The sequence below is a fragment of the Bacillus sp. VA13 genome, from assembly GCF_055710085.1.
On record NZ_JBVQPP010000005.1, the window covers coordinates 267,396 to 291,650 of the forward strand.

Annotated in this window: 21 protein-coding genes and 1 pseudogene; 18 read left to right on the plus strand and 4 right to left on the minus strand. The window is 44.4% G+C overall.

Annotated elements, in window-relative coordinates; translation table 11 throughout:
- The first annotated feature begins 16 nt into the window (after positions 1-16).
- Positions 17-421: a YugN-like family protein gene (locus AC0C66_RS18960; protein ID WP_014114953.1), complete on the plus strand. Its 405-nt coding sequence runs from the start codon at positions 17-19 to the stop codon at positions 419-421.
- Here the strand turns inward: AC0C66_RS18960 and AC0C66_RS18965 are convergent.
- Together AC0C66_RS18965 and mstX are read right to left on the minus strand one after the other, a co-directional pair.
- Positions 418-1,404 (minus strand): potassium channel family protein, encoded by a 987-nt coding sequence (locus tag AC0C66_RS18965; RefSeq protein WP_072182187.1) that lies wholly within the window; start codon positions 1,402-1,404, stop codon positions 418-420. The two genes, AC0C66_RS18960 and AC0C66_RS18965, sit on opposite strands and share 4 nt — an antisense overlap.
- Positions 1,401-1,733 carry a biofilm formation protein MstX gene (gene mstX, locus AC0C66_RS18970; protein ID WP_461845899.1) on the minus strand — a complete coding sequence of 111 codons (333 nt, stop codon included), beginning with the start codon at positions 1,731-1,733 and terminating at the stop codon, positions 1,401-1,403. Before mstX ends, AC0C66_RS18965 begins: the two co-directional genes overlap by 4 nt.
- A gap of 46 nt (positions 1,734-1,779) precedes the next feature.
- Here mstX and AC0C66_RS18975 point away from each other — a divergent pair, with 46 nt between their 5' ends.
- From AC0C66_RS18975 to AC0C66_RS19010, 8 genes and pseudogenes are all read left to right on the plus strand, one after another.
- On the plus strand, positions 1,780-2,043 hold the full coding sequence (locus AC0C66_RS18975; protein WP_014114950.1) for a YuzI family membrane protein: 264 nt from the start codon (positions 1,780-1,782) through the stop codon (positions 2,041-2,043).
- A 44-nt stretch (positions 2,044-2,087) separates the two neighbouring features.
- Positions 2,088-2,765: a zinc metallopeptidase gene (locus AC0C66_RS18980; protein WP_003220791.1), complete on the plus strand. Its 678-nt coding sequence runs from the start codon at positions 2,088-2,090 to the stop codon at positions 2,763-2,765.
- 44 nt (positions 2,766-2,809) lie between these two features.
- Positions 2,810-4,102 carry a hemolysin family protein gene (locus tag AC0C66_RS18985; RefSeq protein ID WP_014114949.1) on the plus strand — a complete coding sequence of 431 codons (1,293 nt, stop codon included), beginning with the start codon at positions 2,810-2,812 and terminating at the stop codon, positions 4,100-4,102.
- A gap of 125 nt (positions 4,103-4,227) precedes the next feature.
- Entirely contained in the window at positions 4,228-5,892 is a 1,665-nt protein-coding gene (locus tag AC0C66_RS18990; protein WP_461845900.1) for a glycoside hydrolase family 13 protein, read from the plus strand.
- Positions 5,893-5,918: 26 nt separating this feature from the next.
- Positions 5,919-6,051: pseudogene (locus tag AC0C66_RS18995) on the plus strand (hypothetical protein).
- On the plus strand, positions 6,011-6,409 hold the full coding sequence (locus AC0C66_RS19000) for a secondary thiamine-phosphate synthase enzyme YjbQ (protein ID WP_072182189.1): 399 nt from the start codon (positions 6,011-6,013) through the stop codon (positions 6,407-6,409). Before AC0C66_RS18995 ends, AC0C66_RS19000 begins: the two are co-directional and overlap by 41 nt.
- Positions 6,410-6,422: 13 nt before the next feature.
- Entirely contained in the window at positions 6,423-7,454 is a 1,032-nt protein-coding gene (locus tag AC0C66_RS19005) for a nitronate monooxygenase (protein WP_090557208.1), read from the plus strand.
- A gap of 23 nt (positions 7,455-7,477) precedes the next feature.
- On the plus strand, positions 7,478-7,732 hold the full coding sequence (locus AC0C66_RS19010; protein WP_014114945.1) for a hypothetical protein: 255 nt from the start codon (positions 7,478-7,480) through the stop codon (positions 7,730-7,732).
- A gap of 12 nt (positions 7,733-7,744) precedes the next feature.
- Here the strand turns inward: AC0C66_RS19010 and AC0C66_RS19015 are convergent, their stop codons facing one another.
- Complete coding sequence (locus AC0C66_RS19015) at positions 7,745-8,482, minus strand: protein-glutamine gamma-glutamyltransferase (protein WP_461719112.1); 738 nt, start codon at positions 8,480-8,482, stop codon at positions 7,745-7,747.
- A 159-nt stretch (positions 8,483-8,641) separates the two neighbouring features.
- On the opposite strand from AC0C66_RS19015, the gene mcpB reads away from it, so the two are divergent.
- The 9 genes from mcpB (at position 8,642) to rhaA (ending at position 23,139) form a co-directional block, all read left to right on the plus strand.
- Entirely contained in the window at positions 8,642-10,630 is a 1,989-nt protein-coding gene (gene mcpB / locus AC0C66_RS19020) for a methyl-accepting chemotaxis protein McpB (protein ID WP_268392342.1), read from the plus strand.
- A gap of 175 nt (positions 10,631-10,805) precedes the next feature.
- Complete coding sequence (gene tlpA, locus AC0C66_RS19025) at positions 10,806-12,797, plus strand: methyl-accepting chemotaxis protein TlpA (protein WP_461845901.1); 1,992 nt, start codon at positions 10,806-10,808, stop codon at positions 12,795-12,797.
- A gap of 122 nt (positions 12,798-12,919) precedes the next feature.
- Positions 12,920-14,905, plus strand: coding sequence for a methyl-accepting chemotaxis protein (mcpA, locus tag AC0C66_RS19030; protein ID WP_061188055.1), 1,986 nt, complete (start codon positions 12,920-12,922; stop codon positions 14,903-14,905).
- Between the two features lie 112 nt (positions 14,906-15,017).
- Positions 15,018-17,006, plus strand: coding sequence for a methyl-accepting chemotaxis protein TlpB (tlpB, locus tag AC0C66_RS19035; RefSeq protein ID WP_326198157.1), 1,989 nt, complete (start codon positions 15,018-15,020; stop codon positions 17,004-17,006).
- Between the two features lie 135 nt (positions 17,007-17,141).
- Positions 17,142-19,211, plus strand: a complete 2,070-nt coding sequence (locus AC0C66_RS19040) for a bifunctional aldolase/short-chain dehydrogenase (RefSeq protein WP_072182194.1) — start codon at positions 17,142-17,144, stop codon at positions 19,209-19,211.
- 57 nt (positions 19,212-19,268) lie between these two features.
- Complete coding sequence (gene rhaR / locus AC0C66_RS19045) at positions 19,269-20,045, plus strand: rhamnose catabolism operon transcriptional regulator RhaR (RefSeq protein WP_072182195.1); 777 nt, start codon at positions 19,269-19,271, stop codon at positions 20,043-20,045.
- 4 nt (positions 20,046-20,049) lie between these two features.
- Positions 20,050-21,510 carry a rhamnulokinase gene (rhaB, locus tag AC0C66_RS19050; RefSeq protein WP_461845902.1) on the plus strand — a complete coding sequence of 487 codons (1,461 nt, stop codon included), beginning with the start codon at positions 20,050-20,052 and terminating at the stop codon, positions 21,508-21,510.
- 14 nt (positions 21,511-21,524) lie between these two features.
- Positions 21,525-21,839 (plus strand): L-rhamnose mutarotase, encoded by a 315-nt coding sequence (gene rhaM / locus AC0C66_RS19055; protein WP_061188059.1) that lies wholly within the window; start codon positions 21,525-21,527, stop codon positions 21,837-21,839.
- Positions 21,840-21,864: 25 nt separating this feature from the next.
- Positions 21,865-23,139, plus strand: a complete 1,275-nt coding sequence (gene rhaA, locus AC0C66_RS19060; protein ID WP_326229448.1) for an L-rhamnose isomerase — start codon at positions 21,865-21,867, stop codon at positions 23,137-23,139.
- Positions 23,140-23,179: 40 nt separating this feature from the next.
- On the opposite strand, the gene iolU is transcribed toward rhaA, so the two are convergent.
- Positions 23,180-24,166 carry a scyllo-inositol 2-dehydrogenase gene (gene iolU, locus AC0C66_RS19065; RefSeq protein WP_072565185.1) on the minus strand — a complete coding sequence of 329 codons (987 nt, stop codon included), beginning with the start codon at positions 24,164-24,166 and terminating at the stop codon, positions 23,180-23,182.
- Positions 24,167-24,255: the final 89 nt, after the last annotated feature.

Consider the following 24,255-nt stretch of genomic DNA (forward strand, 5'->3'; position numbering starts at 1 on the left):
AAAAAGGGGCATTTTGATGATACCAATACCTTCCGCGATAGATGGGCAGTCTTTTCTGCTTCAAGAATTGGAACAAGTAATGAAGCCGCTCGGTTATGTGATAAACGGCGGCTGGGAATACGATCACGGCTACTTTGATTATAAAATTGATGATACAAATGGCTATTTGTTTTTAAGGATTCCAGTCAATGCGGTACAGGGCAGTCTCGATGAACGCGGGGCGGCTGTTCGGATCGGAACGCCGTTTATGCTGAGGCAGGTGTTTCAGGCGGATCTTGACGATTATGCCGAGGGAGGTCCTTTCCAATCACTCTTTAATCAATTTTCCGAGCCGGAAAGGCGCGACGCGGAAATTGATCCGGCGTATTTGGATATCGGCGCCTCCCTTGTGAAAGAATTGGAGGATGTTCTGCTGCATTAGATCGCAAGAAATTGGTCTGTTTCGAGCACCTTGTATGTAGGAGGAGGGGAAATCATCGGCCCTTCCTCTTTTTGTACGCCGATAATTGTCGTGTTGTGATCAAGGAAATAGAGGACACACGTTTTGTAAGCGGCTCCCCTTAGATCGTCAGGAACAGGAAGAAGCTTCACATGCTGATCAAGTGTCAAATTGATTCCATTCTGCTGTTTAGACGGCCGTAATTTGATTTGGTAATGCTGCAGCATCGCCCGGCTGATAAATTCTGAAGTTCCGATGATTTGATTAGCGCCTGCCCGCTCTGCATTGGTGACAAACCGGTCAGTCAAAATCTCGACGATGCAGTAAGCAAGGGGATTAAGCCCTTTAACTGATAAAAGAATCAGCACTGACAGCATATCTGCTTCAGCTTCACTTTTATACTGATCGGCTGTAATCATCACTGATTCCGCTTCAGTAATATTGGCCCGTTTCAGTGTCTCATCATCGGCTGCGTGCCCGCGTATGAAATGGACGTTTTCGATAAGCGGGCCTTCTTTTAAAGATTCATCGATCAGTACAACCGTTTTGGAAGGGGCCGTAAACTGCAGGTCCTTCAGAAGCCGGTTTGTTTTTTCATTCCACCCGATCAGAATGATGTGGCCGCGCCCTTTGTAAGCAACTTTTCCTTCGATGTAACGGTGCTGTCTGCTGAATGCGGCCGCTGATAACGTGGCGAAATATGCAGTGACAAAGCTTGCCCCGCTCAAAATCAGCAGTATTCCGGCCGCCTGTCCCAGCGGCGTGTGCGGCACATAATCTCCATAGCCAACTGTCGAAACGGTAACGACAGCCCACCAAATGCCCTCAAAAACCGAAGTGAACTGCTTCGGCTCAAGAATATAAATGATTTGGCCAAACAATAGAATCAGAAATAAAATAATAACCCCGATTCGGATAAATAACGGCCATTTGAGCCATGAAATAAATATCCGATTTGATTTCATTCTTTTTCTCCTTCTTCAGATAATGAGATGGATAAAATCTGTTTAATAATCGTATTTAATTTCTCGTTTAGCTTTTCCTGGCCGTACATATCTCGGGCCTGCTTCATTAAATCGGCTGTATCATCATCAAGCTGAATAAGCGGCTCATCGATTTCCGATTCATTATAAAGCTGAATAAATGCGTCCAGACCTTCATTCATTAGGTCGATTGCTGTGCTCAGCTGTTCCTTTTCCTCACTCGTCACTTTCATGGCTTCCATCACACCCGTGCTTTTTTCTAACAGTATGTCCCACTTCCGGTGATGTTTTTCAAAAAATGAACAAAACATATAAAACGGATTTCTCCATAAACTAAAACAAAAAGGATGAAAAAAGATGACGATCATTCAAAGAACGATCGTGGTTTTGATCGGTACGCAGCTGGCGGCATCCGCGGTGATTTTGTTTATTTTCGATTTGAATTCATATAATCACTTTTCCGGCAGCTTCTCCTGGCTTCGCTTTCTGAAAGAACTTGTCGGCAGCTTTGCCTTTTATTTGTTTTCAGCAGGCCTGCTCTTTCTGCTGATTGGAATGTGTGCTCCAAGCCGGAAGAAGAAGCGCTTTTCTGTACACGAAAAAGAAAACTCATTAAAATAATTATAATAAAGAAAGATTTGATTATGGAAAAAGGATGATGAAAAATGCTGTTTATATTTTTAACAATAGCCGCATTGGGATTGTCGTTTTGGGCACAATTTAAAGTGAAGAGCAACTTTGAAAAATATTCAAAAGTGGAAGCCTCAAGCGGACGTACAGGGGCAGAAACGGCAAGACGGATTTTAGATATAAACGGTCTTTACGACGTGCCGGTCGAACCGGTAAGAGGCACTTTAACAGACCATTACGACCCGACAAGACGGGTGGTGCGTTTATCTGAGCCGGTCTATTATGGCCGCTCAATTTCCGCCATCTCCGTAGCTTCCCATGAAGTCGGACATGCCTTGCAGCATCAGGAGTCATACGGTGCGCTTGTGCTGAGACATAAAATCTTCCCAGTCGTGAATTTTGCATCCGGTGTAGCTCCTATGCTTTTCTTAGGAGGTATGCTTCTCGGCAGCCTGAATTTGATCGGGCTTGGCATCATTCTATTTTCAGCCGCTGTCTTTTTCCAGCTGATTACATTGCCTGTCGAATTCAATGCAAGTTCACGCGCGAAGCAAATTATTGTGTCAGAAGGATTCATCCGGAACAATGAAGAGAATGGGGTAAATAAAGTGCTGAGCGCCGCCGCTTTAACGTATGTGGCCGCCGCCTTGGTTTCCCTGTTTGAACTTCTTCGCTTTGTGATGATCTTCTTAAACGGTCGTAATGAGAATTAACGTTAAGGAGGTGGCCCCTTACCATTTATGGTAAGGGTTTATTTTTGCTTATTTTACAATTGATCGCCATTTTTGTTTTGATCGGCATTACGGCTGTTTTCGTTGCAGCGGAATTTGCAATCGTCAAAATCAGAGGTTCAAAAATCAATCAGCTCATCGAAAGCGGTGACAGCCGGGCGCTTGCCGCACATAAAATCATCTCCAATCTTGACGAGTATTTATCAGCCTGCCAGCTCGGGATTACGATTACAGCTCTTGGCCTTGGATGGCTTGGTGAACCGACATTTGAACGCATTCTTCATCCCTTATTTACAGCGACAGGCATACCGGAACCGTTTAACCACATTGTCACATTTGTAATTGCATTTATCATCGTCACTTTTTTGCATGTGGTAATGGGTGAGCTTGCCCCGAAAACGGTTTCCATTCAAAAGGCTGAAGCTGTCAGTTTATGGATTGCAAAGCCGCTGATCTGGTTTTATAAAATCACGTATCCGTTTATTAAAGCATTGAACGGCTCTGCAAGTTTTCTTGTGAAATTGTTTGGCTTTCATTCAGTGAAGGAGCATGAGGTTGTCATAAGCGAGGAGGAACTGAGGCTGATCCTTTCAGAAAGCTATGAAAAGGGAGAAATCAATCAGTCTGAATTCCGCTATGTGAATAAGATTTTTGAATTCGACAACCGTGTAGCAAGAGAGATTATGATTCCGCGGACAGAAATTGCGGTCATCTCTCTGGAGCAGTCGCTTGAAGAAGCGATTCATCACATCATTAATGAACGGTATACACGTTACCCTGTCATTAAAGAAGACAAAGATCATATTTTAGGGATCATCAACAGCAAAGATATGTTTAAAGCTTATTTTCTCGGACAGCCGATTAAGCTGAAGCAGATTATGAGGCCTGTCATCAGAGTCATTGAAAGCATCCCTGTTCAGCAGCTTTTGATTCGCATGCAGAAGGAGCGGATTCACATGGCCATTCTCGTAGATGAATACGGGGGAACGGCGGGGCTTGTCACTGTCGAGGATATTATCGAGGAAATCGTCGGGGAAATCCGCGATGAATATGATCAGGATGAAACGCCGCATATTTTGAAAAAAGGCGAGCATCATTATGTAATGGATGGAAAAGCGTTAATAGACGAAGTAAACGATCTGTTCGACATTGCGATTGAAAACGAAGAAATTGATACGATTGCAGGCTGGCTTCTGACGCAAAAAATGGAGCTGAAAGCAGGAGATGTGATACACGCGGAGGGGTGTGAATTTAAAATCCTCGACGCCGAAGATCATCACATCCGTTTTGTAGAAATTAAAAAAACCGACTTTTTATAAAAAGCAGCCGGAGATTGAACGGCTGTTTTTTTTATGACGGCTGGCGGTTTTCAGAAAAAGCAATGCTGTAAAGCCTTTTTTCTACATAAGATATATAGACCACACACTTAGAAGGGAGTGGCTGTATGAAAAAGGCTTGGTGGAAGGAATCGGTTGTCTACCAAATTTACCCCCGCAGTTTTAAAGATTCAAATGGCGACGGAATCGGGGATATTCAAGGAATCAGATCCAAACTTGATTACATAAAAGAGTTCGGCGCTGATGTCATCTGGATTTGCCCGCTGTATGATTCGCCCAATGCGGATAACGGCTATGATATCAAGGATTACAAAAACATATTAAGCGATTTCGGCACCATGGAGGATTTCGACCAGCTGCTTGGTGACATTCATGAGCTGGGCATGAAGCTGATTATGGATCTTGTCGTGAACCATACAAGCGACGAACATCCATGGTTTATCGAATCCCGTTCATCCATACACTCCGAAAAGCGTGACTGGTATATTTGGAAGGACGGCAAAAACGGAAAAGCGCCGAACAATTGGGAAAGCATTTTCGGCGGGCCGGCATGGCAGTATGATCAAAAGACTAGCCAGTATTATCTTCACCTTTTTGATAAAAAACAGCCTGATTTGAATTGGGAGAATGAAAAGGTGAGAAATGCCGTTTACGACATGATTAATTGGTGGCTTGATAAAGGAATTGACGGATTTCGGGTGGACGCCATTACGCATATTAAGAAAAAAGAAGGGCTTCCCGATATGCCGAATCCAAAAGGGCTGGACTGCGTTCCTTCCTTCCCCTATCATATGAATGCTGACGGCATAATGGATTTACTAAGAGAGCTGAAAGAAAACACATTTTCCCGCTATCCGATTATGACAGTCGGTGAGGCAAACGGTGTCGCTGCAAAGGAATCGGCAGATTGGGTTGGAGAAAAAAACGGCATCTTCAGCATGATTTTTCAATTTGAGCATCTCGGCCTGTGGGATGTAGAGATCAATGAAAGCATTGATATCGCTTCCTTCAAACGAATTCTAACTGACTGGCAGGACAGTCTTGAAGGGATCGGCTGGAATGCTTTGTTTATGGAAAATCACGACCAGCCCCGTTCTGTTTCTGTGTGGGGAGATGACGGAGTGTACCTGAAGGAAAGTGCAAAAGCGCTTGCCACTGTCTATTTTCTCATGAAAGGCACACCGTTTATTTATCAGGGGCAGGAACTCGGCATGACAAACGTGGCATTTCCGTCTATTGAGGACTATGATGATGTCGCAATGAAACGCCTATATGAAATAGAAACGGCGAAAGGCGCATCACACGAGGACGTGATAAAGATTGTCTGGAAAAAGGGAAGGGACAATTCACGAACGCCGATGCAATGGAATGCTGATCCATACGCCGGATTTTCTGAAGCCGAGCCGTGGATCGGAACCAATGAGAATTACAAATGGCTGAACGCCGAGGCGCAAATAAACGATAAAACATCTGTATACCACTTTTACAAGAGCCTGATCAAGCTGCGCCAAACATACGATGTTTTTATCAATGGGACATATACGCTCATTTTACCGGAAGATCAGCAAATCTTTGCATATCTTCGGAAAAACGATAGACATACTGCACTGATTGCAGTCAATCTGACAGGAACGCCGGCCTTATTCAAGCACCCCGGATTGCCATTGTCATCAGGCGCACTCGTATTGTCAAATGTGGAAACAGACCCGCATAAGCACATGACATCAGTACTGTTAAAGCCGTATGAAGCAAGAATATATCTATGGCGCTAAACTCCAGCCAGAGACTGGAGTTTTTTATTTTTTATCAGGTTTATGAGAGCGGTTTAACAGGAAAAAAAGAACACAGAACGAATTAGCAAATAGAGCGGACAAATGAAAGGAGAAACAAATGCTGAAAACACTGCAAATCAACACGAGCAAACGAGATGAAATGATTGAGATCACCAGCGAGGTGGAAGCGTTTCTTCAAGAAACAGGTGTAACGAGCGGCGCTGCGCTGATTTATTGTCCTCATACGACAGCGGGCATTACAATTAATGAAAATGCCGATCCGGATGTCAAAACAGATATGCTCAGAAGATTTGATGAGGTGTATCCGTGGGAACACGAGCTGGACCGCCACATGGAGGGCAATACTGCTGCGCACATGAAGTCGAGTACGGTGGGAGCTTCACAGCTTGTCATTATTGAAAACGGCCGACTGATTCTAGGAACATGGCAGGGCATTTATTTCTGTGAATTTGACGGCCCGCGTACACGGACTTGTTATATCAAAATCATGGGGTAACAGGAGGGTTTTCATGACGGAATGGATGAAAGTACTATCGCTGACAAAACCTGTCATCCAGGCGCCAATGGCCGGGGGGCTTGTCACGCCCGTCCTGGCAGCCGCTGTGTCAAATGAAGGCGCGCTTGGAAGTCTGGCATCCGGATATCTCAGTCCCGACATGCTCGAAAAGCAAATCATTGAGATGCAGCAGCTGACTGATCGAGTATTTCAGGTGAATGTGTTTGTTCCAGAAAGCAGAAAAGAACCGGATGAGGACATCGTTCAAACTTGGAAAAATAAGATTCCGTGCGCCGAACAGGCTCCTTCATTCTCTTCAGAGGAAGAAGAATGGGACGACTTCCATAAAAAAATGAACATCATTCTCAAACACAATGTAAAAGCCTGTTCATTTACGTTTGGCATTCCGCCGGATGAAAGCATTCAAGCGTTAAAGAAAAATGGCTGCTGTCTCATCGGGACAGCTACGACTCCGCAGGAAGCCGTTCTGCTTGAAGAATGCGGAATGGACATCATTGTACTGCAAGGTAGCGAAGCGGGCGGCCACCGCGGGTCTTTTCTGCCGGTCAGCGGAGAATCGACACTTGGCCTCATGTCGCTCATTCCCCAAGCGGCAGACGCCGTTTCCGTTCCAGTGGTCGCGGCAGGCGGAATTGCCGACCGGCGCGGTGTCCAGGCCGCTCATTGTCTCGGAGCTCAAGGCGTACAGATCGGGACGCCGTTTCTCATGTGTGAGGAATGCGAAGTATCTGAAGCGTACAGGCGCGAATTAAAAAAAGCGCAAGGAACAGACACACGCCTCACCGCATTGTTTTCAGGTAAGCCTGCAAGGGGTATAGTCAATCAATGGATGAAAGAGCAGCAGGCTGAGGAGGCAAACGCGCTGCCTTATCCATTGCAAAACACGTTAACAAAGCCGATGAGAAAACACGCAGCCAAAGAAAAAGATTCCGGGTACATGTCTCTGTGGGCTGGGCAATCTGTCGGAATGCTGAACGGGCCCGCTGATGTGAAAACGCTGTTAGCCGAGCTTTGCCGAACGTAACTTGATAAACAGAGGTGACAGAGATGAACATTCTTCAATATTCTTATAAAAAAAGAGGGAAAATTGAGTTTGTATTTGAAGGCTGGCCTCACTCAAAAGTTACAATGGCTCCTATCAAAGGCTACTATTTTGTCCGCTTTATCAAATGGAGCAGTCTAGATCCAATTGTGACAAGACATGACCTTGAAAAAATGGAGTGGGCTGCGAACCAGTTTTTCGGCACAGCCCCTTTTTATCGAAAACGAAAAGCATTTGAAACCCCATCGTCTCGAAAATAGGCGATGGGGTTTTTAGCGGACGATACGGTAAAGAGACGGAACATCCAGTCTGGTCGCCTGAGACAGAAGGTAGGCTGGCTGTATGGCTCCTTTTCTTCTAAAAGAATTCAGCTTATCGATAATTTGCTGTCCGCTTAAGATTCCGAGGCCATGGGCGAAATATTTATCTTCTCCCAGTAAAATCACATTTTCGCCTCTCCACTGGGCTTTTTGCGGATCAAATTCAGGATTTTTAAAATACAAACAATCTCCGAGAAAAAAGTGATGTCCTGTTTCCGTATATATCGGCAATTTCTCATAATGCCAGTCATATAAAATAATTCTGTTAAAGGCGGCATCAAATTTTTCTTCCCCGATGGTATCGATCAAGGCCAAATAATAAATGACAACAATTGCGGTCGCACATTCAAACGCGTAAAACGGGCCGTTTTCAGCTATGTCCCGAATCGCTTTTGAAGGCGGCATTCTGTATTTCAGCTCTAAGGCGCCTTCAGGTGAAACCCTCCAATACGCTGTATTCCCGTATGTTTTTAAAAAAGTGGCAAACTTCGCCCCGCTTTTGTGCAGCGTTTTAGCAGCTGCAACGATATTCATCCGCAGTTTAAGCTCAAACATCAGTTCTGCAATTGAATGATAATCAAACTGAACAGGCGTCTCAATCATCTCTTTTAACAGAGGATTTAGATTCTCATCAATCTGCCAGTTTTCAATATCTTGGGGACGGAGCAATTGTCCGGATACAATAATCATCTTTAGCCCCCCTTGTTTTTTTATAAGATATGCAAAGGGCTTGGGCAATGAAAGTTAAAAAGACAGAAGACAGCCGAAAAGAACTTCTTCCATTTTTTATTTTAAAACTTTTTTAAGCAGCCGATATATACTGTATCAAACCTGAAGGAGAAACTGGACATGAAGACTTTTATCAATTGGCTGAAGAAACCGTCTATCTCAAGAAAATTAATCGTCTCATTTATTGCGATTCTCATTATCCCTATTCTTATATTGGAATTTAGTTCTTATCGAAGCGCAAGCGGAAAGCTGGAACAGGAAATTATGGGAAATGCGAAAAGCAGTGTCGATACATTTAATACAACCGTTACAAATGATCTGGGAGCAAAAGTGACAGCGGTCACCTTTTTCAGTGAAACTCTTAAAAGCTCCGCATTCAAAGGAAAGTCTAATCAAGAAGAGCTCAAGGCCAAATTTTCACAATACGTATCTATCAATCAAGGGGTAGCTAGAATTTATGGAGGCGCAGAAAACGGCACCTACGTACAAGCACCCAAAGAACAATTGCCGGATGGATACGATCCGAGACAACGCCCTTGGTACCAAGATGCGATGAAGGCAGGCGGTGAAATTGTCGTGACAGATCCTTACGTGGCAGCGAGTGATGGAAGTATGGTCATTACCATTGCCCAGAAGCTGAAGGACGGATCTGGCGTTGTCGCCATGGATATCACCATTGATAAATTGCTAGAACAGATGAAACAAATCAAGGTCGGAAAAGAAGGCTATGTTTTCATTGCAACGAAAAACAAAACCTATGTTGCCCACCAGAACCATAAGGCTGGAGAAAAGCTGTCAGGAGACTGGGTTGCCAAAATGTATGCCGATAACAGCGGTGAACTCCAATACACTCTGGGTAACGAAGATAAAAAGATGACCTATACAACAAATGAACTGACTGGGTGGAAAATAGCCGGCACAATGTATATGGATGAAATCAAGGATGCCTCAAAGTCTGTGCTCATAACAGGCATGATCGTGCTGATCGCTTCCATTGTGGCAGGCGGGTTTTTAATTCTGTTTATCGTTCGTTCGATTACAAAACCGTTAAAACGTCTCGTTCAATCATCGAAAACGATCAGCAGCGGGGATCTGACAGAAACGATCGAAATCCGTTCAAAAGATGAGCTTGGAGAGCTTGGGGTGAGCTTCAATGAAATGGGACAATCTCTCCGCTCACTGATCAGTGCTATTCAGGACTCGGTAAACAATGTGGCCGCATCGTCCGAACAGCTTACTGCATCTGCCGGACAAACAAGTAAAGCCACCGAGCATATCACGATGGCGATTGAGCAGTTCTCAAACGGAAACGAGGAGCAAAGCGAAAAGGTTGAATCCAGCTCTCATCAGCTGAACTTAATGAATGAAGGGCTCCAGCAAGTCTCACAAACATCATCAGACATTACAAAGGCGTCTATCCAATCAACGGAAATCGCCGGAACGGGTGAAAAATTTGTCCAGCAGACAGTCGGACAAATGAACTCGATTAATCAATCGGTTCAGCAGGCTGAAGCTGTTGTCAAAGGCTTAGAAGGAAAATCAAAAGACATTACAAGCATTTTGAGAGTCATAAACGGCATCGCTGACCAAACAAACCTGCTGGCATTAAACGCAGCCATTGAAGCTGCGCGTGCCGGAGAATCAGGACGCGGCTTCTCTGTCGTTGCGGAGGAAGTGCGCAAACTGGCTGTTCAATCAGCCGATTCAGCAAAAGAAATCGAAAAGCTGATCCAAGAAATTGTAGCAGAAATCGAAACTTCTCTTCACATGTTTAAAGAGGTCAATCAGGAAGTACAGTCTGGACTTGTTGTCACAGACAATACAAAAGAAAGCTTCCAGAGCATTTTCAGCATGACAAACGAAATCGCGGGCAAATTGCAGACGATGAATTCCACCGTCGAACAGCTGTCAGGCCGTTCACAGCATGTTTCAGCAGCAGTCAGCGGCATTGCCGATGTGTCGAAAGAAAGCTCGGCAAGCATCCAAGACATTGCCGCATCAGCCGAGGAGCAGCTTGCCTCTATGGAAGAAATCAGTTCATCAGCGACCACTCTTGCGCAGATGGCAGAAGAGCTTCGTGATCTGACGAAGCAATTCAAAATCGAATAAAAGCAGAAAAACAGCGCTTATCAAGGCGCTGTTTTTTCGTGAAGGAATTAATATTAAAGACCTAATATTCACGGTGATATTAGAACTATTTTTCATTTTTACCTTCAATTTCAATGTAATATAAAGGAAGAACCGCCGATATAATTTGTAAATTATTGAAAGAAGGTTCAATAGGATGAAAAAAACACTCACCACTATTCGCAGGTCATCAATTGCCAGGAGACTTATTATTTCTTTCCTGCTGATCTTAATTGTTCCCATTACCGTCCTTTCGGTAAGCGCTTATCAATCAGCAGTTGCCTCTCTTGATATACAGATGACGCAAAGCGCAAAGGAAAATGTTCAAATATTAGATCATATCATTGATGATAAAATCAGCACGACTGAAAAAAGCCTCGCGTTTTTCAGCGATTGGGCTACAGCAGATAAGTTTAAGGATAAAAAGAAAACAGAGATGAAACAGGAATTCAAACAATTTATCCAAATGAATGACAATGTAGCTGCGGTATTTTCCAGCAGTAAAGACGGAGAATTCACACGTTATCCGTACGCAGACATGCCGAGTGACTTTAATGCTTTAGAACGAGATTGGTACAAAGAAGCAATGGCTAATAAAGGCAAAACAATCGTCACTGAGCCTTATGAATCTATTTCATCAGGAAAAATGGTCGTCACCATTGCCCGACAGACGGAGGATGGATCAGGCGTTGTCGCTATTGATATGAAAATTGATGATCTGGTCACAACTGCTAAAGGAATCAATATCGGCAAAGAAGGCTATGCTTTTATCTTAAGCCCAAATAAAAAAGTCATTGCCTACTCCGGAGAAAAAGCGGGAACAGAGTTAAAAGGGGACTGGGTTGATAAGCTCTACAAGAATAAAAGCGGCGACTTTGAATATACGTACCAAGGCAAAGAGAAGGAAATGGCGTTTGCCACAAGCGAAACAACAGGCTGGAAAATCAGCGGAACGATGTATACGGATGAGATCCGCGATGCTGCAAGCAAAGTTCTGACCATGGCTTCAATCGTTCTGGCGATTGCCATCGCAGCTGGAATTACGGCAATTTATTTTGTAATTCGGTCGATCACAAAGCCATTAAGACGCATTGTCACATCAGCTGAAAAAATCAGTGAAGGCGATCTAACCGAAACGATTGAAATCAATTCAAAAGATGAACTCGGTGTTCTGAGCCAGAGCTTCAATCATATGGCCCACTCGCTTCGCTCACTCATTCACGGCATCAAAGATTCAGTAGAACACGTTGCTTCATCATCAGAAGAATTGACTGCATCCGCTGACCAGACAAGCAGAGCTACTGAGCATATTACGATGGCCATCGAGCAATTTTCAAACGGCACCGAAAGCCAAAGCGACAAAATTGAGACAACAACCGGGCAAATTAATGAAATGAACGATGGATTGGCTGAACTGGCGCGGGCTGCCGCAGTGATTACAGAAACATCCGCAAATTCCACAGAAGCATCAAGCGAGGGTGAGACACTTGTACAGAAAACAGCCGGCCAAATGAATACGATTGACCACTCAGTAAAAGAAGCGGAACAAGTGGTGAAGGGGCTGGAAGTCAAATCAAAGGATATCACGAATATTTTGCGGGTTATCAACGGCATTGCAGATCAAACCAATCTTTTGGCTTTAAATGCCGCCATCGAAGCGGCCAGAGCGGGAGAATACGGCCGGGGCTTCTCCGTCGTCGCTGAGGAAGTGAGAAAACTCGCGGTACAATCAGCTGACTCGGCAAAGGAAATTGAATCACTGATCAGCGAAATTGTGAAAGAAATTCACACATCATTGAACGTGCTTCAGTCCGTAAACAAAGAAGTTGAAACAGGGCTTGTCATGACAGGTGAAACAAAACAAAGCTTCAAACATATATCTCACATGACCAATCAAATTGCTTCCGAACTGCAAAATATGAATGCGACGGTTGAGGAGCTGTCAGCAGGAGCTCAAGAAATTTCCGCTGCTTCAAATGATATCACAGCCATTTCTAAGGAAAGCTCGGACGGCATCCAAGATATAGCCGCTTCAGCCGAGGAACAGCTGGCATCCATGGAGGAAATCAGTTCATCGGCACAGACGCTTGAAAGAATGTCTGAAGAACTCCGTGATCTGACAAAACGATTTAAAGTGGATAAGGAATAGTGCTAAATAACTATCTATTTATGGGAAATTAGTTACTTTCGTTAAATTTCTTCTTTTTTACTGTATATATTTACCCATTTCCTGCCGATATGAAGGGTAGCATAAAAAAGGAGAAATGAATGATGAAAAAAATACTCCAACTAATAAAACAAAGATCTATTACACGGAAGCTACTCGTTTCCTTTCTGTCGATTCTCATCATACCGGTTGTCATATTGGCTGCCATTGCGTATCAATCGGCAAGCAGCTCGCTCGACAGACAGATGATGGGGAGCGCATTAGAAAATGTACAGCAATTAAACGAAATCATTAACACCAGCATCGGTGAAAAAGAAAACAGCGCTGCTTACTTCAGCGAATGGCTGACAAAAGAGAGATATAATGCAAAAAGCAATGCAAGTATTAAAGAGAAATTCTCACAATATATCAGCATAAACAAAGATGTAGAATCCATTTACACAAGTGACAAAAACGGGCGCTTTACTCGTTACCCGGATCTTCAGATGCCGAGCGATTATAACCCGGTCGAACGCGACTGGTACAAAAAAGCGGTTGCGAATAAAGGGAAAGTCGTGGTTACAGACCCGTATAAAACAGCCTCTACGAACACAATGGTTGTGACAATCGCTCAACAGACAAAAGATGGTTCAGGCGTTATCGCAATCAACATGACGATTGAAAATCTGCTGAAAACAACTAAAAAAGTCAACATCGGCAAACAAGGCTACGCATTTATCATGACGAAGGACAATAAGGTTGTCGCCCATCCTAATGAAACCTCAGGAACTGAATTGAAAGGCGACTGGACCGATAAAATGCTAAATGCTGATAAAGGCGATTTTCAATATACCATGGACGGCGATAAGAAAAAAATGGCCTTTGACACAAACAAGTTAACGGGTTGGAAAATTGGCGGCACCATGTATTTGGATGAAATCCATGAGGCAGCCCAGCCTGTCCTTCATCTTGCTTTAATTGTCTTGGCCGCAGCTATTATCATAGGAATTATTGTCATGACACTGATCATTCGGTCGATTACAACGCCGCTGAAACAGCTTGTCGGTTCCTCTAAGCGGATCAGCGAGGGAGATTTGACTGAAACCATTGATATCCGTTCAAAAGATGAATTGGGCGAACTCGGCAAAAGCTTTAACAATATGGCGTCGTCACTTCGTTCTCTCATCCACGCTATCCAGGATTCCGTGGACAATGTTGCTGCTTCCTCTGAGGAGCTGACCGCATCAGCCGCGCAAACGAGCAAGGCAACAGAGCACATTACATTGGCGATTGAACAATTTTCTAACGGCAATGAAAAACAAAACGAAAACATTGAAACTGCAGCAGAGCACATTTATCAAATGAATGACGGATTGACGAATATGGCTCAAGCTTCTGAAGTCATCACAGATTCATCTGTCCAGTCAACTGAAATTGCAAGCGAAGGCGGCAAGCTTGTTCATCAAACCGTGGGCCAAATGAACGTCATTGACAAGTCTGTAAAAGAAGCAGAACAAGTCGTACGCGGATTGGAAACGAAATCGAAAGACATTACCAATATTTTGCGTGTGATTAACGGTATCGCAGACCAGACGAACCTGCTTGCCTTAAACGCAGCAATTGAAGCGGCGCGCGCAGGCGAGTACGGCCGCGGCTTCTCTGTTGTAGCGGAAGAAGTAAGAAAACTGGCAGTTCAGTCAGCAGATTCAGCAAAAGAGATTGAAGCATTAATCATCGAAATTGTGAAGGAAATCAATACATCTCTCGGCATGTTCCAGTCTGTCAATCAAGAGGTGCAAACAGGCCTTGACATCACAGATAAAACAGAAATAAGCTTTAAACGCATTTCTGAAATGACGAACCAAATCGCCGGTGAACTGCAAAACATGAGTGCGACGGTTCAGCAGCTTTCTGCCAGCTCCGAGGAAGTTTCTGGAGCGTCCGAGCACATTGCATCGATTTCAAAAGAAAGCTCAGCTCATATACAAGATATCGCGGCGTCAGCCGAAGAGCAGCTTGCTTCCATGGAAGAAATCAGCTCGTCAGCAGAAACCCTTTCGTCTATGGCGGAAGAGCTTCGCGATATGACAAAACGATTCAAAATCGAATAGTAAGCCAAAACACCCGGGCCTGTACGCTCGGGTGTTTTTTTTAGTTTTTTTATTAAACCTTTTATCCTAGTTTGACGATATTAGATTTAGCTTAAAGGAGGAGTCAACTAGAATGGGAAAAATGATACAATGGATCAAACAGCCATCGATCAGCAAACCGCTTATCGCTGCGTTTCTGGCAGTGCTTATTTTGCCGGTTGGGGTTTTAGCATATTTCAGTTATCAATCAGCTTGGAACGCACTGGACAGGGAACTTACGAGTAGTGCAATGGGGAACGTTGAAGAGCTCAACAGCACCCTGCAAAACAAATTGAATAATAAAGTAAAAGCAATTGATTATTACAGTGAGACGATCGATAAAGATCTATTACAAGGAAAAAATAAAACCTCACTGAATGAGAAATTTAAGCAGTATACAACATTGAATGCCGATGTAGGCGCAATCTATGTTGCTTCAGAAGATAAGAAGCTTTACAAATATCCGGATAGTGGCATTCCTAAAGGCTTCGATCCGACAGGGCGTGACTGGTACAAACAAGCCGTTGCGAAAAAAGGACAGGCTGTTTTCTCAGAACCGTATACTGATGAAGCAACAGGGGATATGGTTGTCACAATTTCAAAACAATTAAAAGACGGTTCAGGGGTTATAGCACTTGATTTAAATCTGGATGAAGTGCTTTCCGCTTCACAGAGAATCAAAATCGGCAAAAACGGCTTTGCCTTTATTACAACGGGCAACAAAAAATATATCGCCCATCCGACGATTAAGCCTGGGACAACTGGATCCGGCGACTGGACAAACCAAGTATATTCCAAAGGAGAAGGCTCATTTGAATATACTTTCGAAGGCAAAGAAAAGAAAATGGCCTTTACGACAAATAAACTGACAGGCTGGAAAATCGCGGGCACGTACTTTGTCAGTGAATTGCAAGATGCTTCAAGCCCGGTTCTGAACACAGCGATTATCATTCTATGCGTGTCACTTGTCATCGGCGGCATACTTATTCTCTTTATTATCAGTGCCATTACCAAGCCGTTAAGAAAACTGGTTTCTACATCCGCGAAAATCAGCAGCGGAGATCTGACAGAAGTCATTGATATTCACTCGAAAAACGAGTTTGGACAGCTTGGCGATAGCTTTAACGAAATGTCTGCCTCATTGCGTTCTGTGATCGGGGTTATTCAAACGTCTGTAGAAAACGTCGCTTCATCTTCTGAAGAGTTGACGGCAAGTGCAGCCCAAACGAGCAAGGCAACCGAACATATCACACTTGCCATCGAACAGTTCTCAGATGGCAACGAGGCGCAAAGCGAGAAACTGGAAACAAGTTCAAACCATCTTTCTCAAATGAACGATGGGATTTCAAAAGTGGCTCAGGCTTCTTCAACGATTACGAAGTCATCGATCCAGTCCTCCGAGGCAGCAGGCAGCGGAGAAAAACTGGTGGAGCACACAGTCGGTCAAATGAAAACAATCGATCAATCCGTTCAAAAAGCGGAAGCGGTGGTGAAGGGTCTTGAAACAAAATCGCAAGACATCACAAGTATCTTGAATGTGATTAACGGCATTGCTGATCAAACCAACCTGCTGGCATTAAATGCTGCGATTGAGGCGGCAAGAGCGGGAGAATACGGAAGAGGCTTCTCAGTAGTTGCGGAAGAGGTCAGAAAACTTGCCGTACAATCAGCAGGCTCTGCCAAGGAAATTGAAGGGTTAATTCAAGAGATTGTCAGAGAAATCAGCACTTCGCTTGCGATGTTCCAATCTGTGAATCATGAAGTGAAGGAAGGCTTGCAGATTACTGACCAAACAGCGGAAAGCTTTAAACAAATCTACGAGATGACAACCCAAATTTCTGGTGAATTGCAAAACCTAAACGCAACGGTTGAACAGCTGTCAGTTGGATCGCAGGAAGTGACAAGTGCGGTTGAAGACATTTCTGAAGTGTCGAAAGAAAGCTCAGCAGGCATTCAGGACATCGCAGCTTCGGCGGAAGAACAGCTTGCTTCCATGGAAGAAATCAGCTCTTCAGCTGAAACATTGGCAAACATGGCGGAAGAACTTCAGGACATCACGAAGAAATTTAAAATTGAATCATAATAATGAAAGAGAAAGCGGCATCAGCTGCTTTCTTTTTTTATTGAAAACAAAAATAAACAAAAACAATTCAAAAATAAACAAATATCATATATAATGAAAACGGATACAAATAAAAGGGACGGAGGAATATCAAATATGGTGAAACATGTATGGGATTCAGAGCGTGCTGCACAGCTGCCGAAAGGTGTAGAGGAATTGGTGTACAGGTCCAATCTGATCGGGTCAGATCGCACTGTCTGCAACTGGGGCGGCGGGAATACGTCTATGAAAACAACGGAAAAGGATTTCAGAGGCCGTGAAACAGAAGTCATGTGGGTGAAAGGAAGCGGTTCAGATTTGGCAACAATGAAAGCGCATAACTTTACCGGTTTAAAATTAGCTGACATCCGCCCGCTGATTGAAAGGGACCACATGTCAGATGAAGAAATGGTAGACTACTTGTCTCATTGTATGATAGACAGCAAACATCCCCGTCCTTCAATTGAAACGCTGTTACACGCTTTTCTGCCATACAATCATGTTGACCATACCCACCCCGATGCGATTATCAGCATTTGTTGCGCTGATAATGGAAAACAAATTGCAGAAGACATTTACGGAAACCGGTTTGTATGGGTGCCATACGTCCGCCCTGGATTTACTTTGTCTAAAATGATCGCTGAAGGCGTAGCGAACAATCCCAACGCCGAGCTTGTGTTAATGGAGAAACACGGCTTAGTCACTTGGGGAGAGACGTCTGAAGCATGTTATGAAAAAACGATATCCATCATTCAAGAAGCCGAGCAGTATATTAACGACCGGATCAATCCAAATAAGATATTCGGAGGCAAAAGATATCAGCCGCTGCCGGAAGATCAAAGAAAACAAATCTTGGCAGGCATCATGCCTGTAATCAGAGGCGCTGTAGGTGAAGAAAAGAAAATGATCCTTTCCTATGATGATCATGACGACGTCTTGGAATTTGTAAACAGTGTTCAAGCGCCAGTGCTCTCGCAAATCGGTGCGGCATGCCCGGATCACCTAGTTCACACAAAACGGGTTCCGCTGTACATTGAGTGGAATCCGGAAACTCAAGATGTGCGCAAGCTTGTGGAACTGGTCAAGTCAGGAGTCGAGCATTTTGCATCAGAATATCATGCTTACTTTACACGCAATCAGCAGGAGGGGGATCAAATCTTTGAATCAGCCCCGCGGGTGATATTGATTCCTGGCATCGGAATGGTGAATACGGGAAAAAGTTATGCCATGTCTAAAGTGAGCGGCGCTTTATACCGGAGAGCCATCGCCGTTATGAAAGGGTCAACAGCTCTTGGTCACTTTGTTTCTTTAAATGAAATTGAATCCTACCATGTCGAATATTGGCCGCTCGAATTATATAAGCTCACGCTAGCCCCGCCGGAAGCAGAATTTTCCCGTAAAGTAGCGTTGATAACAGGAGGAGCCGGCGGAATCGGCAGTGCAGCATGCCGCCGCTTTGCAGCTGAAGGAGGGCACGTGATCGCTGCTGATCTTAATATAGAGGGTGCACAGAAAATTGCCGGGGAAATAAACGATGCATACGGAGAAGGACGGGCAATGGCTGTCAAAATGGATGTGACAAAGGAAGAGGAAGTACGGTCAGCCTTTGAACAAGCGGCGCTTGCTTACGGCGGCATTGATATCGTCGTCAATAATGCCGGACTGGCCACATCAAGCCCATTTGACGAAACAAGTCTAAAAGAATGGAATCTTAATATGAATGTATTAGGAACTGGCTATTTCCTTGTGGCCCGTGAAGCGTTTAAACAAATGAAACAGCAAAGCAGAGGCGGAAGCATGGTATTTGTCGGATCGAAAAATTCGGTTTATGCGGGAAAAAACGCCTCTGCCTACAGCTCGGTAAAAGCGCTTGAAACCCATTTGGCGAGATGTATCGCAGCAGAGGGTGGAGAATTCGGCATTCGGGTCAACTCCGTTTTGCCTGATGCGGTTCTTCAAGGATCGGCAATCTGGGGGTCAAGCTGGCGGGAGGAAAGAGCCGCGGCGTACGGGATTGAACCAGATCAGCTGGAGGAACATTATCGGAAACGGACAGCATTGCTCGTCAATATTTACCCGCAGGATATTGCCGAAGCCATTGCATTCTTCGCTTCTTCTAAAGCCGAAAAAACAACGGGCTGCATGATCACGGTAGACGGCGGCGTCCCGGCTGCTTTTACGCGTTAGAAATATGCTATGATAGAAAAACAATAAGACGGATTATGATATGGAAGGGCGTTACCAATGCTAGTAGCAGAACGGCAGCAAAAAATAGTGGAAATAGTGAATATGCGTTCAAGTATCCGTGTATCCGAATTAAGTGACATATTTTCTGTCACAGAGGAAACCATTCGGCGCGACCTTGAGAAGCTTGAGAAAGAACATAAACTGAGCCGGAGCCACGGAGGAGCGGTCAGTATTCAGCAGCAGGAATCAGAAGTTCATTTTTCTGAACGGGAAATTACAAATGTCGTAGAAAAAAAAGCCATCGCTCATGAAGCGGCCAAATATGTAAAGAGCGGAGACCGAATCATTCTCGATGCAAGCACCACCGCCTGGTACATGGCGAAAATACTCCCTGATATTGAGCTCACCGTCATTACAAATTCAATGAAGGCAGCCTTTGAGCTCAGCAATAAAGAAAACATATCAGTCATTTCGACAGGCGGCATTTTGCTGGCAAAATCATTATCGTTTGCCGGCCCGTTAGCAGAGCGTTCACTTGAGACCTATCACGTCAACAAAACCTTTCTGTCATGTAAAGGCTTTGACATAAACAACGGGATGAGCGACTCAAACGAGTGGCAGGCGCTGCTCAAAAAACGGATGATCGAAAGGTCTGATCAAACCATTTTGATGGCCGATTCAAGCAAATGGGGGAACCGCGAATTTTCACATATCGCCTCGCTGCAAAATATCAGCCGCCTTATTACTGATACTGGACTTGATCCGGTATCGGTAAAAGCTCTTGAAGACAAAAAGGTGAAAGTGACAGCTGTTCCCCTTCCGAAGAGAGGGTGAAAGAATGATTTATACTGCCATTGATATAGGCGCATCAAGCGGGAGGGTCATGGTAGGTGAACTGAAGGAAGGGAAGCTCGATATACAGGAGATTCACAGATTCGCTAACGGCTTTATTCAAAAAGACGGACATTGCTTTTGGGATATTGATCATGTGCTAAAACAAATCCTGCAAGGGCTGCAAAAGGTGAAAGCGCTTGGGCATGAACGCTGCACTGTGGGCATTGATACATGGGCAGTTGATTATGTCTTACTGGACGAAAAAGGGAATCGTTTGCGGGAAGTGATGTCCTACCGGGATAGAAGAACAGATCACACAATAGACAAACTGGAACATACCCTCTCAAAAGCCGCAATTTATCAAAAAACAGGAATACAATTTCAGCCTTTTAACACGATTTATCAATTGTATGAAGAAAAACGTGAGCTGCTGAAAAAAACAGATAAAGTTATGATGGTTCCTGATTATTTAGGCTATTGTTTAACCGGAAAAGCCGTAACAGAAATCACAAATGCATCCACAACACAGCTTTTAAACGTCTCAACCGGAAAGCTTGACCCTGAATTGCTTGAAGCTGTGTCTGTTCAGGAACAGCAATTTGCGCCGCTGACTGAACCGGGGCGTGAGCTCGGGATGCTGAGAAATGATTGGTTCCCGGATTATGATCTGCCGACTTGCAAGGTGATGACAGTCGCAACGCATGATACTGCCTCGGCCGTCATCGCGGCCCCAGGTGTAAACGATAGCTGGGCGTATATCAGCAGCGGAACATGGTCGTTAATCGGAGTTGAAAACAAAACGCCGATATTAACCGACCTGGCTTTAAAAAACAACTATACAAATGAACGCGGCGCAAACAACACCATTCGTTTTCTCAAAAACATCATCGGCATGTGGGTGATACAAGAAGTAAGACGGCAATTACAAGCAGATTACTCTTTTCAGCAGCTTGCAGAAGCAGCCCGAAAAACAGAACCATTTCAGCAGTTTATAAACTTAAATGATGAACGTTTCCTGAATCCAGACAGCATGATAGAGGAAATAGAACATTATTGCAGAGAAACCCGCCAAAAGATTCCCCACACTGCAGGCGAACTTGCCTGTTGCATCTACAGCAATTTAGCCATCATCTATGCGATAGTCATCAAAGAGCTGGAAACGATCACAGAAAAACCGATTGAGCAGCTTCATATGATCGGCGGCGGAGCCCGAAATGATTTCTTAAATCAATTAACAGCAGACATGAGCGGAAAAGCGGTATACGCAGGGCCCATAGAGGCAACCGCCATCGGAAATCTGCTGATGCAAATGATTGCTGCCAAAGAAGTCAAAGACATAAAAGAGGCCCGGCAAGCCGTCAGAAATTCCTTTCCGATCAAAGTGTTTACACCTAAAGACATTGACAGAAGCACAATCATTCAATCATTTCATCAAACTGCTTTGAAAGCGCTATCTAAAAGGTGAAGAGGTGATCAGGTTTGATTAGAAAAGCCAGTATCATGTTTGTCCATCAAGACAAGTACGAAGAATACAAACAGCGGCATGATGACATTTGGCCTGAAATGGCAGAAGCACTCAAAGCTCATGGAGCGCACCATTATTCCATTTTTTTAGACGAGGAAACAGGCCGGCTTTTTGCTTATTTAGAAATAGAGGATGAAGAGAAGTGGAGAAAGATGGGAGACACAGAAGTTTGCCGGAGATGGTGGAAATCGATGTCGCCATTAATGAAAACAAATCCAGATTTCAGTCCTGTTTCGATAGATCTTAAGGAAGTTTTTTATTTGGATTAAAAAACTGAAAAAGGGAGAGAGCCGCATGACCATAAAAACCAATTATGACAGTGCAAAACAGGCATATGAAAAATGGGGAATTGATGTTGAAGAGGCGCTTCGGCAATTAGAGCAAGTGCCCATTTCAATCCACTGCTGGCAGGGTGATGACATTGAGGGCTTTGAAGTAAATAAGGGTGAGCTTTCAGGCGGAATTGACGTGACCGGCAATTATCCCGGAAAAGCGCAAACCCCTGAAGAATTAAGAAGAGATTTGGAGAAGGCTCTTTCTCTCATTCCTGGAAAGCACCGCGTAAACCTGCATGCGATATACGCAGAAACAAACGGGGAAGCGGTAGAACGGGACAAATTGAAGCCGCATCATTTTGAAAACTGGGTGAAATGGGCAAAAGACCTCGGTCTCGGTTTAGATTTTAATCCGACCTTGTTTTCGCATGAGAAAGCGGCTGACGGACTCACCCTTTCACACCCCGATCCGACCATCAGGGAATTTTGGATCAGGCATTGCATCGCTTGCCGCCGTATTGGAGAATACTTCGGGAAAGAATTAGGCACACCTTGCTTGACGAATATTTGGATTCCTGACGGCTATAAGGATATCCCGAGTGACAGGCTGACACCGCGTAAAAGACTAAAAGAATCACTTGATCGGATCTTCGCAGAGGAGATCAATGAACAACACAATCTTGATTCGGTCGAGAGCAAGCTGTTCGGGCTTGGTTCTGAATCATATGTTGTCGGATCTCATGAATTTTATTTAGCTTACGCTTTGACGAATCATAAGCTTTGTTTACTTGATACAGGCCATTACCACCCGACTGAAACGGTATCAAACAAGATCTCGTCGATGCTGCTTTACACAGACAAACTCGCCTTGCATGTGTCCCGGCCTGTTCGCTGGGATAGCGATCATGTTGTGGTTTTAGACGATGAATTGAGAGAAATCGCTCTTGAAATTGTACGCAATCAGGCTATCGAGAAGGTCGCCATCGGCCTGGATTTTTTCGATGCCAGCATTAACCGTGTTGCCGCCTGGACCATTGGAACGAGAAATATGATTAAAGCTTTATTGTATGCATTGCTTCTCCCGAACGGCTATTTAAAACAATTGCAGGAAGAGGGCCGCTATACAGAAAGGCTGGCGCTGATGGAGGAATTCAAAACATATCCTTTCGGGGCCATCTGGGATTCCTACTGTGAGCAAATGGGCGTGCCGGTAAAAGAGGCATGGCTTCATGACATAAAAGAGTATGAACAAGAGGTGCTTTTAAAGAGGAAGGCATCTTCTCCGATTGTCTAATAAAAAAATCCGCCGCGGCATTTGCACGCGGGCGGATTTTTTAGGCTTGATCAGCAGGGTACACAATCCCCATTTGCTTTCTTGCTTCTTCCATGATTTTTGCAGTGATCATTGACCGTTCAAATGTATTTTCTTCAGATTCCTGTTTGTTCTCTTTTATGAGCGTGACAAATTCTTCCGCTTCGTAGAACATCGCCGGTTTAGGATCGTGAATCGAAATATTTTCCAGACGGCCATCGCGATAGCGGATTTCCACTCGTTCTGGCCGGTGAATCGTATCGATTACAATCGTCCCGTCTTCACCCTGGATTTCCGCCGGGGCATAGGAAGTTGAGATTTTAGAATGCATCAGAACGGCTTCGAACCCGTCGTAAGACAGAATGACGGTTCCTTCCCCATCCACTCCGGAAGATAAAGCGTACCCATTCGCTTTCACATCCTGCGGCTCACCAAACAGCACGACGGCAGGATAAATACAATAGACTCCGATATCCATTAATGACCCATTGGAAAGCTCAGGCTGAAACGCATTCAAGACGGTACCGTTTCTGAACGCGTCATACCGTGAGGAGTACTGGCAGTAGCTCGCGGTAAATCTGCGGACAGTGCCGATTTTATGTAGGTGGTTTTTCAGCTCTTTAAAATTCGGCAGGAAAGTGGTCTTCATCGCTTCCATGAGGACAACGCCGTTTGCCTTAGCCGCTGAAATCATCTCTTCCGTTTCTTTTGTATTCGAAGCAAACGGCTTTTCGCAAAGCACATGCTTGCCATGGTTCATAAAGAGAACGGCTTGTTCCTTGTGAAAGGCATTCGGACTGGCTATGTATACGGCATCAAAGCAATCGCTTGCCGCCATTTCCTGAAGGTCTGAGAAAGTGTGTTCAGCGTTATGTTTAGCAGCAAACTCGGCAGCGCGGTCAGCCGATCTTGAATAAACAGCTGTCAGCTGAAAATCTTCTATCTCCGCTGCTGATTCAAGAAAGCGGTCTGTAATCCAGTTGGTTCCTATTATTGCAAAACGTATCACTCTTATCGCTCCTTTTGCATGATATAGCTAAATTATAGCTTAAAAAGGAGAAAAGCACATGATAGATCAAATCACATTTTTAAAGCAAG

What these genes read in the sequence shown, in the direction of transcription:
- AC0C66_RS18960 (WP_014114953.1), top strand. Translation starts at nt 17, where the DNA reads ATGATACCAATACCTTCCGCGATAGATGGGCAGTCTTTTCTGCTTCAA.
- AC0C66_RS18965 (WP_072182187.1), bottom strand. Translation starts at nt 1,404, where the DNA reads ATGAAATCAAATCGGATATTTATTTCATGGCTCAAATGGCCGTTATTT.
- mstX (WP_461845899.1), bottom strand. Translation starts at nt 1,733, where the DNA reads ATGTTTTGTTCATTTTTTGAAAAACATCACCGGAAGTGGGACATACTG.
- AC0C66_RS18975 (WP_014114950.1), top strand. Translation starts at nt 1,780, where the DNA reads ATGACGATCATTCAAAGAACGATCGTGGTTTTGATCGGTACGCAGCTG.
- AC0C66_RS18980 (WP_003220791.1), top strand. Translation starts at nt 2,088, where the DNA reads ATGCTGTTTATATTTTTAACAATAGCCGCATTGGGATTGTCGTTTTGG.
- AC0C66_RS18990 (WP_461845900.1), top strand. Translation starts at nt 4,228, where the DNA reads ATGAAAAAGGCTTGGTGGAAGGAATCGGTTGTCTACCAAATTTACCCC.
- AC0C66_RS19000 (WP_072182189.1), top strand. Translation starts at nt 6,011, where the DNA reads ATGCTGAAAACACTGCAAATCAACACGAGCAAACGAGATGAAATGATT.
- AC0C66_RS19005 (WP_090557208.1), top strand. Translation starts at nt 6,423, where the DNA reads ATGACGGAATGGATGAAAGTACTATCGCTGACAAAACCTGTCATCCAG.
- AC0C66_RS19010 (WP_014114945.1), top strand. Translation starts at nt 7,478, where the DNA reads ATGAACATTCTTCAATATTCTTATAAAAAAAGAGGGAAAATTGAGTTT.
- AC0C66_RS19015 (WP_461719112.1), bottom strand. Translation starts at nt 8,482, where the DNA reads ATGATTATTGTATCCGGACAATTGCTCCGTCCCCAAGATATTGAAAAC.
- mcpB (WP_268392342.1), top strand. Translation starts at nt 8,642, where the DNA reads ATGAAGACTTTTATCAATTGGCTGAAGAAACCGTCTATCTCAAGAAAA.
- tlpA (WP_461845901.1), top strand. Translation starts at nt 10,806, where the DNA reads ATGAAAAAAACACTCACCACTATTCGCAGGTCATCAATTGCCAGGAGA.
- mcpA (WP_061188055.1), top strand. Translation starts at nt 12,920, where the DNA reads ATGAAAAAAATACTCCAACTAATAAAACAAAGATCTATTACACGGAAG.
- tlpB (WP_326198157.1), top strand. Translation starts at nt 15,018, where the DNA reads ATGGGAAAAATGATACAATGGATCAAACAGCCATCGATCAGCAAACCG.
- AC0C66_RS19040 (WP_072182194.1), top strand. Translation starts at nt 17,142, where the DNA reads ATGGTGAAACATGTATGGGATTCAGAGCGTGCTGCACAGCTGCCGAAA.
- rhaR (WP_072182195.1), top strand. Translation starts at nt 19,269, where the DNA reads ATGCTAGTAGCAGAACGGCAGCAAAAAATAGTGGAAATAGTGAATATG.
- rhaB (WP_461845902.1), top strand. Translation starts at nt 20,050, where the DNA reads ATGATTTATACTGCCATTGATATAGGCGCATCAAGCGGGAGGGTCATG.
- rhaA (WP_326229448.1), top strand. Translation starts at nt 21,865, where the DNA reads ATGACCATAAAAACCAATTATGACAGTGCAAAACAGGCATATGAAAAA.